The organism is Pseudomonas putida, assembly GCF_028682635.1.
In the GTDB taxonomy this organism is placed as follows: domain Bacteria; phylum Pseudomonadota; class Gammaproteobacteria; order Pseudomonadales; family Pseudomonadaceae; genus Aquipseudomonas; species Aquipseudomonas putida_AE.
Map to the genome: position 1 here is coordinate 51,707 of NZ_JANHLK010000022.1, position 15,361 is coordinate 67,067.

A 15,361-nucleotide genomic window follows, 5' to 3' on the forward strand; every position below is an offset into this window, starting at 1 on the left:
GTCGCGAACACATAATCGCAGGCAAGCTCAACCACTGTGGGAGCGGGCTTGCTCGCGAAGAGGCCGGTACAGCCAACGCTGAAGCAGGGTGACTACCCCGATCGCCACATTTACGTGCAACTCTCTCAAACCAATTTCCCGCATCGCCCGATTTTGGTGCTGTACTGCCTCCTGCAACGGGAGAAAGCGCCAGCACTGCGCGATGGCATAAGTCTTGCGCGCTTTCCAATACGCTTAGGGCTCGCAGGAGGCACGCCGTGTCGATTCATGTCGCATTGCATCACGTCACACATTATCGCTATGACCGCGCTGTCGAGCTGGGTCCGCAGATTGTTCGCCTGCGTCCGGCCGCCCACAGTCGCACGCGGATACTCTCCTATGCGCTGAAAGTCTCGCCCGAACAGCATTTCATCAACTGGCAGCAGGACCCCCAGGGTAATTACCTGGCGCGGTTGGTGTTCCCTGAGAAAACCGACGAGCTGCGCATCGAAGTCGATCTGCTGGCGGAAATGGCGGTGTTCAATCCGTTCGACTTTTTCCTCGAGCCCTACGCCGAAAAGATCCCATTCGCCTACGCAAGCGACGAGCGCAAGGAATTGGCCCCGTACCTGGAAACCCTGCCCCTGACGCCAAAGTTCCAGGCTTATCTGGACGGCATCGACCGCACACCATTGCCGGCCGTGGATTTCCTCGTCGCGCTCAACCAGCGCCTGAGCGAAGACATCAACTACCTGATCCGCATGGAGCCGGGGGTGCAAACGCCCGAGCACACCCTGGAGCAGGCTTCCGGCTCCTGCCGCGATTCGGCATGGCTGCTGGTACAACTGCTGCGCAACCTGGGATTGGCCGCGCGTTTCGTGTCGGGTTACCTGATTCAATTGACCGCTGACCTGAAAAGTCTCGATGGTCCTTCCGGGACCGACGTGGATTTCACCGACCTGCACGCCTGGTGCGAGGTGTATCTGCCCGGTGCCGGCTGGATCGGCCTGGATGCGACCTCGGGGCTGTTTGCCGGTGAAGGACACATACCATTGGCCTGTAGTCCCGATCCGTCCTCTGCGGCACCGATCAGCGGCTTGGTGGAACCGTGCGAGTGCGAATTCAGCCACGAAATGTCGGTGGAACGGATCTGGGAAGCTCCGCGGGTCACCAAGCCTTACACCGAAGAGCAGTGGCAGGCGATCCAGGCCCTTGGCCGGCAGATCGACGCCGACCTGTTGGCGGGCGATGTGCGCCTGACCATGGGCGGTGAGCCGACGTTCGTGTCCATCGATGACCCGGACGGCGCCGAGTGGAACACCGCGGCACTGGGGCCGACCAAGCGCCAGCTGTCCGCCGAACTGTTCCAGCGCATGCGTAAACGTTATGCCCCGCAAGGCCTGGTGCATTTTGGCCAGGGCAAGTGGTACCCCGGCGAGCAACTGCCACGCTGGTCGCTCAATTGCTATTGGCGCCGCGACGGTGTGCCGATCTGGCACAACAGCGCGCTGATCGCCGACGAGCAGCAGGATTATGGCGCCAATGGCGAATTGGCCGGGCGTTTCCTGGCGAGTGTCGCCGAGCGGTTGAAAATTCCGACACGTTTTGTGTTCCCTGCGTACGAAGACAATTTCTATTACCTCTGGCGCGAAGGCACTTTGCCGCAGAACGTCAGCGCCGAAGACTCGCGACTCGAGGAGCCCCTGGAGCGCGCGCGGTTGCGCAAAGTCTTCAGCCAGGGCCTGGACAAGGTGATTGGCCAGGTCCTGCCGCTCGCGCGCACCGCCAAGGGCGATCAATGGCAAAGCGGGCGCTGGTATCTGCGTGACGAGCACTGCCGGCTGGTGCCGGGGGACTCGCCGCTGGGGTATCGCCTGCCACTGGGCTCACAACCGTGGGTGAAGGCGGCGGAGTATCCGTTCATTCACCCCAACGATCCGAACCAGGATTTCCCGCCGCTGCCTGACACCGGGCAACTGCAGCGCCAGGGCACGGCGGCGCTGATTGAAGATCGGCCACCGAAGATCGATGAGTCCGCCGACTGGCTGACCCGCACCGCGTTCTGCGCCGAAGCGCGGGAAGGCCGGTTGTACCTGTTCCTGCCGCCGCTGGAGCGGGTCGAAGACTATCTGGAACTCGTCGCAGCCATCGAAGCCACCGCCGAGGAGCTGCATTGCCCGGTGTTGCTGGAAGGTTACGAGCCGCCGAGCGATCCGCGCCTGAGCAACTTTCGCATCACCCCTGATCCGGGCGTGATCGAAGTCAACGTGCAGCCTTCGGCGACCTGGGACGAACTGGTTGAACGCACCGAGTTTCTATATGAGGAAGCGCGCCAGACCCGACTCACCACCGAGAAATTCATGATCGACGGCCGGCATACCGGCACCGGTGGGGGTAACCACTTCGTACTGGGGGGCGCGACTCCGGCTGACTCACCGTTTCTGCGGCGTCCGGATTTGCTGCGCAGCCTGATCAGCTACTGGCATAACCATCCGTCGCTGTCGTACCTGTTTTCCGGGCTGTTCATCGGCCCCACATCCCAGGCCCCGCGTATCGACGAAGCACGCAACGACGCCTTGTATGAACTGGAAATTGCTTTCGCCCAGATGCCCGAGCCGGGCGAGGAGTGCGCGCCCTGGCTGGTGGATCGATTGCTGCGCAACCTGTTGATCGACGTGACCGGCAATACCCATCGCGCCGAGTTCTGTATCGACAAACTCTATTCGCCGGATGGCGCGACCGGTCGCCTGGGCTTGCTGGAGTTGCGGGCCTTTGAAATGCCGCCCCATGCACGCATGAGCCTGGCCCAGCAGCTATTGCTGCGGGCGTTGGTCGCACGGTTCTGGCGCGAGCCTTATGCGCCGCCGAAACTGGCGCGCTGGGGCACGGAGCTGCACGACCGATTCCTGTTGCCGCACTTTATCGAACAGGATTTCGCCGATGTTATCGTCGACCTCAATGCCGCCGGTTATCCGGTGCGGGCAGAGTGGTTTGCGGCGCACCTGCAATTCCGCTTTCCCAAGGTCGGCGACTACGCCGTCAATGGCATCGAGCTGGAACTGCGCCAGGCCCTTGAGCCGTGGCATGTGCTGGGCGAGGAGGGCGCGGTCGGTGGCACGGTGCGTTACGTGGACTCGTCCCTGGAGCGCCTGCAGGTCAAGCTCAGCGGACTGCCGCCGCAACGCTACCTGCTGACCTGCAACGGCATACCTGTGCCGTTGCAGCCCACCGGGCGGGTTGGCGAGTTCGTCGCCGGGGTGCGCTTTCGTGCCTGGCAACCGGCCAACTGTCTGCAGCCGACCATCCCGGTCCATGCGCCGCTGGTGTTCGACCTGCTCGACACCTGGATGGGCCGTTCGCTGGGCGGTTGCCAGTACCACGTCGCCCATCCGGGCGGGCGCAATTACGAGACCTTGCCCGTCAACGCCAATGAAGCCGAGAGTCGGCGAATGGCGCGTTTTTTCCGTATCGGACACACGCCGGGGAAACTTCCGATACCGAATATGGAAATTAACGACGAGCTGCCGATGACACTCGATTTGCGACGTTTCTAATTCGTACGCGACGCCCGGATTTTTCGTCTATCCGGGTGTCATGAGCGTGCGTTAGTCTGACCGTTCATTGCTGTCTGCCGAGCATTCCATGCCTGACCTGCTAGACCGCTACCCGCTGACGGCGGGCACCTATCACGAATTGCTCGACGACAGCGGGGCCGTACGGCCGCACTGGCGTCGGCTGTTCGACCAGTTGCAGCGCAGCACGCCCGCGCAGTTGGTGCAGCGTCAGGCGCTGCTGGCCCGGCAGATCCAGGAAAACGGCGTCACCTATAATGTCTATGCCGATCCCAAGGGCGCCGATCGACCCTGGGAGCTGGACTTGCTGCCCCATGTGATTGCCGCCGATGAGTGGGAGCAAATGTCCGCCGGCATCGCCCAGCGTGCGCGCTTGCTCAATGCCGTGCTGGCCGATCTCTATGGTCCGCAACGCTTGATCGCCGAAGGTCTGCTGCCGGCCGAGCTGGTCTTTGGCCACAACAATTTCCTCTGGCCCTGTCAGGGCATCCAGCCGCCTGACGGCGCCTTTTTACATCTGTACGCCGTGGATCTGGCGCGTACGCCCGATGGCCGCTGGTGGGTAACGGCGGACCGCACTCAGGCGCCGTCCGGAGCTGGCTACGCCCTGGAAAACCGCACTATCGTGTCCCGGGCCTTTCCCGAGTTGTACCGTGACTTGAAGGTGCAGCATCTGGCCGGATTTTTCCGTACCCTCCAGGAGACCCTGGCTCGCCAGGCGCCCAGCGATGAAGAGGCGCCCCTGGTGGTCCTGCTGACGCCGGGGCGTTTCAACGAAAGCTATTTCGAACACCTGTACCTGGCGCGGCAGCTCGGCTATCCGCTGGTGGAGGGCGGCGACCTGACGGTGCGTGATGCCACGGTCTACCTGAAGACCCTGAGCGGCCTGCGTCGGGTCCACGCGATCATGCGCCGGCTCGACGACGACTTCTGCGACCCGCTGGAATTGCGCACCGACTCCGCCCTGGGCGTACCAGGGCTGCTTGAGGCCGTGCGGCAGGGGCGAGTGCTGGTGGCCAACGCCCTCGGCAGCGGGGTGCTGGAATCGCCGGGCTTGCTGGGTTTCCTGCCGAAGATCAATCAATTCCTGTTTGGCGAAGAGCTGATCCTGCCGTCCATCGCCACCTGGTGGTGCGGTGAAGCGCCTGTGCTGGCCCAAGCCCTGGAAAAACTGCCGGAACTGCTGATAAAGCCAGCATTTCCGTCCCAGAGCTTTGCACCGGTGTTTGGTAGGGATTTGAGTGAATTACAGCGCGATGAGCTCGCCGAGCGCATGCAGGCACGCCCTTATGCCTATGTTGCGCAAGAACTTGCCCAGCTGTCCCAGGCGCCTGTCTGGCAGGCCGAGGACGGCCAATTGCAACCCCGGGCCATCGGCATGCGTGTGTATGCGGTGGCCAGTCGCGAAGGTTATCGGGTGTTGCCAGGTGGTTTAACCCGTGTGGCCGCCGAGGCGGATGCCGAAGTGGTGTCGATGCAGCGGGGCGGTGCAAGCAAAGACACCTGGGTGCTGGGGAATCGCCCACCCAGCGGCGAACAGTGGAAAACCCAACGCAACATCGGCGTGCATGATCTGGTGCGTCGCGATCCGTATCTGCCCTCGCGGGTCGTGGAAAACCTGTTCTGGTTCGGCCGCTACTGCGAACGCTGCGATGACAGTGCACGGTTGTTGCGCATCATGCTGGCGCGGTATGTCGACGGCGATGACCCACAGGCCCTGGACGCCGCGGTTGATCTTGGCGAGCGACTGAACCTGCTACCCGATGAAGGTGAACTGCCCGAACGGTTGCTGGCCGCGATACTCGGCGCTGACTGGCCGTTCAGCCTGCGTTCCAACCTGCAGCGTTTGCAATGGGCGGCCTCGCAGGTGCGGGGCAAACTCTCGCGGGAAAACTGGCAGGCGCTGGTGGAGTTGCAACGCGAAGCGATGGAACTCGAGACCGAGGAGCCGGACTTCGGTGAGCTGCTGGACTTCCTCAACCGGCTGGTGATGTCCCTGGCGGCACTGTCCGGTTTTGCCCTGGACGACATGACCCGGGACGAGGGCTGGCGATTCCTGATGATCGGCCGGCGCATCGAGCGCCTGCAGTTTCTCAGCGCCAGCCTGGCGGCGTTCCTGCGAGGCGCCGGGGCTTTCGATCAGGCGGGGCTGGAATGGTTGCTGGAGCTGGGCAACAGCAGCATCACCTATCGTTCGCGGTACCTCGCGGTGGCGCAATTGATCCCGGTGCTCGACCTGTTGTTGCTCGATGAGCAAAACCCGCATGCGGTACTGTTCCAGTTGAAATTGGTGACCCGCACGCTCAAGCACCTGTGCGACGATTTTGGTACCCCTCGCGAGGCGGGCCTGGCGCAGTTGGTGGAGCGTCTGGCGCGTTTCGACCTGGCCTGCCTGGAGAACCCGTTGTTTGGCGCCACCAGCGTGCGCGCCGCCATCGAAGGGCTGGCCGATCTGCTGCAAGAAATCGCCGATGCCAGCGGGCAGGTTTCGGATCGCCTGGCCTTGCGTCACTTTGCCCACGTTGATGATGTCAGCCAGCGCACGGTGTCCGTCTGATGAGCGCTCGCTACCAGATTTTCCACGATACCCATTATCACTACGACAGCCCGGTGTCCCTGGCCCAGCAGCTGGCGCATCTGTGGCCCAGGCCTTGTGCGTGGCAGCATTGCTCCGATCAGCAACTGCAGATCAGCCCGGTCCCGACTTCGCGACGCGATGAGCTGGATGTGTTCGGCAACCCGCTGACCCGCCTGGCGTTCGAACGTCCCCATGATGAACTGCTGGTCAACGCCAGCCTGACGATCGAAGTGCTGCCCCGCCCCGTGGTCGACTTCAATCGGTCTCCAGCGTGGGAAGCCACCCGCAGCGCGCTGACCTACAGCAGCCAGCCGCTTGCGCCCGAAATGCTCGAAGCCTGCCGTTACCGGTTCGAATCCCCTTATGTGCATCTGAAGCGCAACTTCGTCGAGTTTTCCGAGAGCTGCTTTCCGGCAGGAAGGCCGCTGTTGCTCGGCGTCCAGGCCTTGATGGAGAAAATCTTCAGCGAGTTTACTTTCGATGCCGAAGCGACGCAGGTCGCGACACCTTTGGTGGAAGTGCTGGAACGCCGGCGTGGGGTTTGCCAGGACTTCGCGCACCTGATGCTCGCATGCGTGCGCTCCCGTGGATTGGCCGCGCGTTATATCAGCGGCTACCTGCTGACCCAGCCACCACCCGGCCAACCGCGATTGATCGGTGCCGATGCTTCCCATGCCTGGGTGTCGGTGTATTGCCCGGTGTCGGGATGGGTGGATTTCGATCCGACCAACAATGTACAACCGGCGCTGGAGCACATCACCCTGGCCTGGGGCCGGGATTTCTCCGATGTGTCGCCGTTGCGTGGGGTCATCCTGGGGGGCGGCAACCATGATCCGGAAGTCCGCGTCACAGTGATGCCATTGTAGGAGCGGGGGTCAGCAGCAAAGCTGCCAACCCCGGTCACAGATCCGTGGGCCTGATCAGATCATCCGGCCCGGAGGGACTCAGGCGTCAGGCGCCTGATCTTTCGGTGCATCAACATCGTCATCTGCCGCGACTTCACCGTCAGGGTTCAGTGCCGCTTCGTCAGCCATTGCTTTCTTGCGCTGAAGTTTTTCCTCTTTCTTCTGTTCCTTGGCCAGGTCTCTCTGACGTTTGGCGAAGGAGTAATTGGGTTTGGCCATGGGCGATCCTCTGGGGTCGAAGGTGAGGTTTGAGCGGCGCGTATTCTGCCCTGTATCGGTGCCAAGTCGTTAGTCGGGTTTTTGCTCGACCCACTTGGGCGGTACAGTCGGCTGCCAGCGATCGAGGGCGTCGAGCAGCGTCTGCGGCGATTCGCTCACCTGCAGCATGTCACGGTGTGCTGCGCGAACGAAGCCTTCGCCGACGATGTGATCGAGAAAACCGGTGAGTTTGCTGTAGAAACCATTCACTTCCAGCAAACCCAGCGGTTTGCCGTGGTAGCCCAATTGGCCCCAGGTCCAGACTTCGAACAATTCTTCCAGGGTGCCCAGGCCGCCGGGCAGAGCGATGAAGGCATCGCTGAGTTCGGCCATCCGCGCCTTGCGCGCATGCATGCCGTCGACCACTTCCAGGCGGGTCAGGCCGCTGTGGCCGATTTCCTTGTCCTTGAGGCTCTGCGGGATGATGCCGATCACTTCGCCGCCGGCCGCCAATGCCGCGTCGGCAACAATGCCCATCAGCCCCACGGCGCCACCGCCGTAGACCAGGGTCAGCTTGCGTTCGGCCAGTGCCTGGCCGAGGGCCACGGCTGCTTCACGATAAGCCGGGTTGGTGCCAGTGCTGGCGCCGCAGAAAACACAAACGGATGCTAGAGACATGCCTTACTCCAGGGTCGATCAGGGCCACAGAGTAAAGGCAGGCGCGCTGCGCTCCAAGGGCTAAACTTCGCGCCTGGGCGTTTCGCAGGTTCCGCTGGCACCGCAGGCATAGGCGGCGAGCAAGCTGCACAACAGGCTGTTGATGGACATAACAGACGCTCCGAAAAATGAGGACGGTCTGATGATAGGGCCGGGGCAGACGCCTGGCTGGTAGATTGTCTCGATCGGTCTCATAGCCCGAAAGTTGTATACAATTTTTGCTTCAGGTCATAGGAACTTGCGAAGTTTTCAGGCAGTCTTCTGTTCATTCGCATTTTTCATTCACCCTGCCTTGGAGATTCACCATGTTTGCCAAACTTGTTGCGGTATCCCTGCTGACACTGGCCAGCAGCCAATTGATGGCTGCCGAGTGCGAGACCACCATTGATTCCACCGATCAAATGTCCTTCAGCACCAAGGCCATGGAAATCGACAAGAGCTGCAAGACCTTTACCGTCAAGCTGACTCACTCCGGCAACCTGCCGAAGAACGTCATGGGCCATAACTGGGTGTTGAGCAAAGAAGCCGACATGCAGCCGATCGCCACCGACGGCCTGAGCGCGGGCATCGACAAGAACTACCTGAAGGAAGGTGACGCGCGCGTTATCGCCCACACCAAGGTCATCGGCGCCAAGGAAACCGATTCTGTGACCTTCGATGTGTCGAAGCTCGATGCCAATGAAAAATACGGTTTCTTCTGCTCGTTCCCAGGCCACATCTCGATGATGAAAGGTACGGTTACCCTGAAGTAATCGAAATGCGTACAAAAAAAGCGTCCACCTGGGACGCTTTTTTTGTACTTGTAGGAGCTGCCGAAGGCTGCGATCTTTTGATCTTGCTCTTGAACAAAGTCAAAAGATCGCAGCCTCGTTTCACTCGACAGCTCCTACAGGTGTCGGCAGCTTACGGCGCAAACGGCATCACCCGCTTGTGATGGGTCTTGTTGTACGTGTCGACGATGATCTTGAACGCTTCCTCACGCACTGGCTCTCCGTGCAGGAAGGCGTCAATCTCGGCATAAGTCACGCCATGGGAAGCTTCGTCCGGTTTGCCCGGTGACAGGTCTTCGAGGTCGGCCGTCGGGATTTTCTCCACCAGCGATTCCGGCGCACCGAAGCTGCGGGCGATGGCGCGGACCTGGTTTTTCACCAGGCCGCTCAAAGGTGCCAGGTCGCAGGCACCGTCACCAAACTTGGTGAAGAAACCCATCACCGCTTCCGCCGCGTGGTCGGTGCCGATCACCAGGCCATGAGCCGCACCCGCGATGGTGTACTGGGCGACCATGCGCATGCGCGCCTTGGTGTTGCCGAGCACGAAATCCACCGACACCGCGTGCTTGCCTTCGAACGCCGCGACTTCGTTGGCCAGGGATTTGACCGCCGGGCCGATGTTCACCGTGTGGCGCTCGTCCGGTTTGATGAAGTCCACCGAGGCCTGGGCGTCATGTTCATCGAACTGGGTTTCGTACGGCAGGCGCACGGCGATGAACTTGTAACTGTCGTCACCGCTACGCTCGCGCAATTCACGCATGGCGCGTTGGGCCAGCAGGCCGGCGGTCAGTGAGTCGACACCGCCACTGATGCCCAGCACCAGGGTCTTGAGCCCGGAATTGACCAGGCAATCCTGGATGAAGGTAATCCGCCTTGCGACTTCCGCTTCGAGGGCGGCTTCGTCGGCGAACGGCGGTTGTACCTTGAGCTGTTCAGCAATCTCACGCTGTACGGCTTGCATGAATTCACTCCTTGCTAGAGGGGGCAGGAACTTGGAAAACGTGTCGCAAATAGGCGACGAAATTCGGGTCTTTGCAGTGAGTCTTGCCGGGCTCGTCGGAGATTTTTGCCACCGGCGCGCCGTTGCAGGCGGTCATTTTAAGCACGATGCTCATGGGTTCGACACCTGGAATGTCACAGGTCAGGTTGGTGCCGATGCCGAAGCTGACATTGATACGACCCCGCAGCGCGCGGAATATTTCCAGTGCCCTGGGCAGCGTCAGGCTGTCGGAGAAGGTCAGGGTCTTGCTCATCGGGTCGATGCCGAGCTTGTGATAGTGGGCGATGGCCTTCTCTGCCCAGAGCACCGGATCACCGGAATCGTGGCGCAAACCGTCGAAGAGCTTGGCGAAAAACAGGTCGAAGTCGCCGAGGAAGGCATCGAGGGTAATGCAGTCGGTCAGGGCGATCCCCAGCAGGCCGCGGTATTCGCGGACCCAGCAATCGAGGGCGGCAATCTGGCTGTCGATCAGCCGCGGGCCGAGTTGCTGGTGGGCCATGATCCATTCGTGGGCCATTGTGCCCAGCGGCTTCATCTCCAGCTCCCGGGACAGGTGCACGTTGCTGGTGCCGACGAAACGCCCGGGGAAGTCGTGCTTGAGCACGTTCACAACCTCTTCCTGCACCCGGTACGAAAAGCGCCGGCGCGTGCCGAAGTCGGCTACCTGAAACTCGGACAATTCGTCGCCGCTGGCGTTGGCGGTCAGCCAGTCGAACTTGCGATAGAGCTGCTCGCGGGCCTGCTCCAGGACGATTTCCCGATAGCGATAGCGGTTACGCACTTCGCTGACGATCGCCAATATTGGCACTTCGAAGAGGATCACATGCAACCACGGGCCACGCAGGCGGATGAACAGTTCACCGTTTTCGATACCGGTGTGGAGGTAGCGCAGGTTGAAGCGAAACAGCCCGAGAAAACGCAGGAAGTCCGGCTTGAGGAAGCTGATGTGCTCCAGAAAACCCAATTGGTCGGCGCTCAGGCTCAGCTCGGCCAGCCGTTCGATCTGGAAACGGATCTCCGCCAGATAGGGGCGCAAATCCTCGCTGTTACGGCAACGAAACTCCCATTCGACTTCTACGTTCGGGTAGTTGTGCAGCACCGCCTGCATCATCGTCAGTTTGTAGAAGTCGGTGTCGAGCAGGTTCTGCACGATGCGATCGGCAAACACACTCTCGCTCATAACGGGGGTTCTCCACATGGAATAAGGCTAGTGGCGCATAACGGTGATAGGGATTGCCAGTAATTTTTTAGTCTGCATCGGATCCCGGTGGGAGCGAGCTTGCTCGCGATAGCGGACTGACAGTCAATTAAAGTGTTGAGTGTAAGTGACGTCATCGCGAGCAAGCTCGCTCCCACAGGGATGGCGTGCAACGCTAAATTTCCGGGCTATCAACCTGCTCCAGCATCCACTTCACGAAATCGCGCACCTTGGGCACTTCCGCCGAATGTTCGGGATACGCCAGGTAGTAGGCGTCGGTGCTGGGCATTGCATGCTGCCAGGGAATGACCAGTTTGCCGTCGGCCAGTTCCTCTTCCACCAGGAACCGTGGCAGCAGCGCTACCCCGCAGCCGACCTGCGCCGCGCGGATGCACATGTAGAAAGTTTCAAAACGCGGGCCGTGGTAGCTGTGTTCAGTGTGGTAGCCCTGGCTGTCGAACCAGTCGTGCCAGGCCTGGGGGCGGGAGGCGTTTTGCAGCAGGACCAGGTCGGTGAGTTGCGTCGGGTCGGTGAACGGCGTGTCGGGCAGGCTGCCTGGCGCACACACGGGCACCAGCTCTTCGCTGAACAGTTTCAGGCATTCGGTACCGGGGCGTGAACCCTGGCCGAAGTAGAACGCCAGGTCGCTGCGCCCTTGCAGCAGGTCGTCGGCTTCCTGTTCGTTGCACAGGTCCAGGTGGATCGACGGATGACGCAGGCGCCAACCCTTGAGGCGAGGCACCAGCCAGCGTGCGCCGAAGGTCGAGGGTGTGGAGACGCGCAGGACTTCGGTTTCACCGCCGTAGGAACGCAGGTAATGGGTCGACATCTCAACCTGGGTGAGGATTTTTCGTACCTCTACCAAGTACAAATCGCCCGCTGGCGTCATTTGCAGGCGTCGGCGAACCCGGCGAAACAGCAGGTGCTGCAACAGCTCTTCCAGTTGCGCCACCTGTTTACTGACGGCGCTCTGGGTCAGGTTCAGCTCTTCCGCGGCCCGGGTGAAGCTCAGGTGGCGGGTCACGGCCTCGAAACACTGCAGCGCAGCGATCGAGGGCAAATAGCGTTTGTTCAGCATGGGCGATCCTTTTTGCTTGTCTCTTTATTGCCAGCAATGCACAGCATGAATAAACGGAATGATATCTCTCTTAATGGTCGTTTGTTGAGTAACCTCGGGAGCGCTAAAACTACAGGTCTGATCAGTCGTGATTCGGCGGCTGCACACGTTCCGTTTTTTGCTTGAGGAGTGACCCATGGTTGCCGCATTGCTTGATCGTCTTGGTGTAAATCCGGCCCTGTACCAGAACGGCAAGGTGCCGGTGCATTCACCGATCGATGGCAGCACCCTTGCCACCGTCAACTGGGAAGGTGCCGCTGAAGTCGAGCAGCACATCAGTCGTGCAGATCATGCATTCGAACTGTGGCGCAAGGTGCCGGCACCGCGTCGCGGCGAGCTGGTGCGTCAACTGGGTGACATCCTGCGCGAGTACAAGGCCGATCTCGGCGAGCTGGTTTCCTGGGAGGCCGGCAAGATCACCCAGGAAGGCCTGGGTGAAGTTCAGGAAATGATCGACATCTGCGACTTCGCCGTCGGCCTGTCCCGTCAACTGTACGGCTTGACCATCGCCTCCGAGCGTCCTGGCCACCATATGCGTGAAACCTGGCACCCGCTGGGCGTCGTCGGCGTGATCAGCGCCTTCAACTTCCCGGTTGCGGTCTGGGCCTGGAACGCTGCCCTGGCGCTGGTTTGCGGCAACCCGGTGATCTGGAAACCGTCGGAAAAGACTCCGCTGACCGCACTGGCCTGTCAGGCGCTGTTCGACCGCGTGCTGAAGAACTTCAGCGATGCGCCGGCGGGTCTGAGCCAGGTCATCATTGGCGGCCGCGATGCCGGCGAAGCCCTGGTCGATGACCCGCGTGTCGCACTGGTCAGCGCCACCGGCAGCACCCGCATGGGCCGTGAAGTGGCGCCGAAAATCGCTGCGCGTTTCGCTCGCAGCATCCTCGAATTGGGCGGCAACAACGCGATGATCCTCGGCCCAAGCGCCGATCTGGACATGGCCGTTCGCGCGATTCTGTTCAGCGCCGTCGGCACTGCCGGCCAGCGCTGCACCACGCTGCGTCGCCTGATCGCCCACGAGTCGGTGAAAGAAGAAATCGTCACCCGCCTCAAGGCCGCCTACTCCAAGGTGCGCATCGGCCATCCGCTGGAAGGCAACCTGATCGGTCCGCTGATCGACAAGCAAAGCTTCGACAACATGCAGGACGCGCTGGAGCAGGCTCTGAGCGAAGGCGGCCGGGTGTTCGGTGGCAAGCGTCAGCTGGAAGACAAATTCCCCAATGCCTACTACGTTTCGCCGGCCATCGTCGAAATGCCGGAGCAGAGCGATGTGGTCTGCCATGAAACCTTCGCACCGATCCTGTATGTGGTCGGCTACAGCGATTTCAACGAAGCCCTTCGCTTGAACAACGCTGTGCCGCAAGGCCTGTCGTCGTGCATCTTCACCACCGACGTGCGTGAAGCCGAGCAGTTCATGTCGGCGGTGGGCAGCGATTGCGGCATCGCCAACGTCAATATCGGCCCGAGCGGGGCGGAAATCGGTGGTGCCTTTGGTGGCGAGAAAGAGACCGGTGGTGGTCGTGAGTCCGGTTCGGATGCATGGCGCGGGTACATGCGCCGTCAGACCAATACCGTGAACTATTCGCTGGAGTTGCCGTTGGCGCAGGGGATTACGTTTGACTAAATCTCGAGTCAAACAATGATCCCCTGTGGGAGCGGGCTTGCTCGCGAATGCAATCTGTCAGTCGACATTATTAGTGGCTGACATACCGCTTTCGCGAGCAAGCCCGCTCCCACACTGATTTGTGTGTTGGTTAGGTTTCTGTTGGAGTCTGGCAATGCCGTTACGCGAAGAGTGTCTGTGGGAAAAATTGACGCCACAAAGGCCCGACAATACGGCGCTCAAGGGTGAAGTGAAAGTCGATGTCTGCGTCATAGGCGCCGGTTTTACCGGGCTGTCGGCGGCGGTGCATCTGCTGGAACAGGGCAAGACAGTGTGTGTGCTCGAAGCCCATCGCGCCGGGCATGGCGGCTCGGGGCGCAACGTCGGGCTGGTCAATGCCGGCATGTGGATTCCCCCGGACGAGATCGAAGCCGGGTTTGGCGAGGCGGTGGGCAGCCAGCTCAACCGCATGCTGGGGGCGGCGCCATCCCTGGTGTTCAGCCTTGTGGACAAGTACAACATCGATTGCCAATTGCGCCGCGAAGGCACGCTGCACATGGCGCACAACGCCCGTGGCGAAGCGGATCTGCGCAGTCGTGAAGAACAATGGAAACGCCGTGGCGCGCCCGTCGAGCTGCTGACCGGGCAAGCTTGCGAGCAAGCGACGGGGACCAAAAAAATTGCCGCGGCATTGCTCGATCGCCGTGCCGGCACGCTTAACCCAATGGCCTACACAACGGGATTGGCCAAGGCGGCCATCGGCCTGGGCGGTCAGTTGTTCGATCATTCCCCGGTCACCCGCCTCGAACGCCAGGGACAGCGCTGGTCAGTGCAAACCGCGCAGGGTTCGGTCCTGGCCGAACAGGTGGTGATCGCTTCCAACGCCTACACCGAAGGCGACTGGACCGAGTTGCGGCGCAATTTCTTCCCCGGTTATTACTATCAGGTGGCCTCGGTGCCTCTGACCGAAGACGCCGCGCAGCAAATCCTGCCCGGCGGCCAGGGTTCCTGGGATACCCGCCAGGTGCTCAGCAGTATCCGCCGGGACAAAGACGGGCGCCTGCTGCTCGGCAGTCTCGGCAATGGCAACCAGAAGCCGGCCTGGTTTCTCAAGGCCTGGGCCGATCGGGTGCAGCAGCATTACTTCCCCTACCTCAAACCGGTGGAATGGGAGTGCACCTGGACCGGTTGCATCGCCTTCACCCCCGATCATCTGATGCGCCTGTTCGAACCGGCGCCCGGTTTAGTGGCAGTCACCGGTTACAACGGCAGGGGTGTGACCACGGGGACGGTGGTCGGCAAGGCCTTTGCTGATTACTTGTGTAACGGAAATCCTCAAGCGCTACCGATTCCCTTCGCGCCCATGCAGCCATTGGCCGGGGTGGGGTTGCGCAGCTGTCTGTACGAGGCGGGATTTTCGCTGTATCACGCGGGCCAGTGCTTGCGGATCGTGATCTGAATGTTGATTTTTGTAGTCGAAAGCGGCGCTTTTTCGATCAGCAGCTAGCCTGTAATGGTGCGGGTTGTAGCAGTCCCGCACCGGTAGTGTGCACTTCGGTGACGCACGTTGTTACAGGCTGGTTGCACGTCGTTTAGTGCCGCGGTTGCAATGATGGCGCAGGCGGGTTGCGCCTCAAAAAAATAATGGTTTTACCTTCCGCGGTTTAGACGGTTGCACGCCCAATGAAAATGGGCCCGAGACAGTCGAAATAATAATAAAG

11 protein-coding genes are annotated in these 15,361 nt (G+C 61.1%); 6 read left to right on the forward strand and 5 right to left on the reverse strand.

The window, feature by feature from the left end:
• Positions 1–257: 257 nt before the first annotated feature.
• The 3 genes from NPS56_RS23345 (at position 258) to NPS56_RS23355 (ending at position 6,995) form a co-directional block, all read left to right on the forward strand.
• Positions 258–3,533 (forward strand): DUF2126 domain-containing protein, encoded by a 3,276-nt coding sequence (locus NPS56_RS23345; protein ID WP_274076808.1) that lies wholly within the window; start codon positions 258–260, stop codon positions 3,531–3,533.
• Between the two features lie 88 nt (positions 3,534–3,621).
• Entirely contained in the window at positions 3,622–6,108 is a 2,487-nt protein-coding gene (locus NPS56_RS23350) for a circularly permuted type 2 ATP-grasp protein (protein WP_274076809.1), read from the forward strand.
• Positions 6,108–6,995: a transglutaminase family protein gene (locus tag NPS56_RS23355; RefSeq protein WP_274076810.1), complete on the forward strand. Its 888-nt coding sequence runs from the start codon at positions 6,108–6,110 to the stop codon at positions 6,993–6,995. Before NPS56_RS23350 ends, NPS56_RS23355 begins: the two co-directional genes overlap by 1 nt.
• A 78-nt stretch (positions 6,996–7,073) precedes the next feature.
• On the opposite strand, the gene NPS56_RS23360 is transcribed toward NPS56_RS23355, so the two are convergent.
• Both NPS56_RS23360 and NPS56_RS23365 read right to left on the reverse strand, forming a co-directional pair.
• On the reverse strand, positions 7,074–7,253 hold the full coding sequence (locus NPS56_RS23360) for a hypothetical protein (protein ID WP_046819824.1): 180 nt from the start codon (positions 7,251–7,253) through the stop codon (positions 7,074–7,076).
• 69 nt (positions 7,254–7,322) lie between these two features.
• On the reverse strand, positions 7,323–7,910 hold the full coding sequence (locus NPS56_RS23365) for a TIGR00730 family Rossman fold protein (protein ID WP_274076811.1): 588 nt from the start codon (positions 7,908–7,910) through the stop codon (positions 7,323–7,325).
• Between the two features lie 344 nt (positions 7,911–8,254).
• Here NPS56_RS23365 and azu point away from each other — a divergent pair, with 344 nt between their 5' ends.
• Entirely contained in the window at positions 8,255–8,701 is a 447-nt protein-coding gene (gene azu / locus NPS56_RS23370) for an azurin (protein ID WP_274076812.1), read from the forward strand.
• A gap of 151 nt (positions 8,702–8,852) precedes the next feature.
• On the opposite strand, the gene nadE is transcribed toward azu, so the two are convergent.
• The 3 genes from nadE to NPS56_RS23385 form a co-directional block, all read right to left on the reverse strand.
• Positions 8,853–9,680, reverse strand: a complete 828-nt coding sequence (nadE, locus tag NPS56_RS23375) for an ammonia-dependent NAD(+) synthetase (RefSeq protein ID WP_274076813.1) — start codon at positions 9,678–9,680, stop codon at positions 8,853–8,855.
• 4 nt (positions 9,681–9,684) lie between these two features.
• Positions 9,685–10,899 (reverse strand): nicotinate phosphoribosyltransferase, encoded by a 1,215-nt coding sequence (pncB, locus tag NPS56_RS23380; RefSeq protein ID WP_274076814.1) that lies wholly within the window; start codon positions 10,897–10,899, stop codon positions 9,685–9,687.
• A gap of 193 nt (positions 10,900–11,092) precedes the next feature.
• Positions 11,093–11,995: a LysR family transcriptional regulator gene (locus NPS56_RS23385; RefSeq protein WP_274076815.1), complete on the reverse strand. Its 903-nt coding sequence runs from the start codon at positions 11,993–11,995 to the stop codon at positions 11,093–11,095.
• Between the two features lie 175 nt (positions 11,996–12,170).
• Between NPS56_RS23385 and NPS56_RS23390 the strand changes: the two genes are divergently transcribed.
• Together NPS56_RS23390 and NPS56_RS23395 are read left to right on the forward strand one after the other, a co-directional pair.
• Positions 12,171–13,661 (forward strand): L-piperidine-6-carboxylate dehydrogenase, encoded by a 1,491-nt coding sequence (locus tag NPS56_RS23390; protein WP_274076816.1) that lies wholly within the window; start codon positions 12,171–12,173, stop codon positions 13,659–13,661.
• 154 nt (positions 13,662–13,815) lie between these two features.
• On the forward strand, positions 13,816–15,099 hold the full coding sequence (locus NPS56_RS23395; RefSeq protein ID WP_274076817.1) for an L-pipecolate oxidase: 1,284 nt from the start codon (positions 13,816–13,818) through the stop codon (positions 15,097–15,099).
• Positions 15,100–15,361 lie beyond the last annotated feature (262 nt).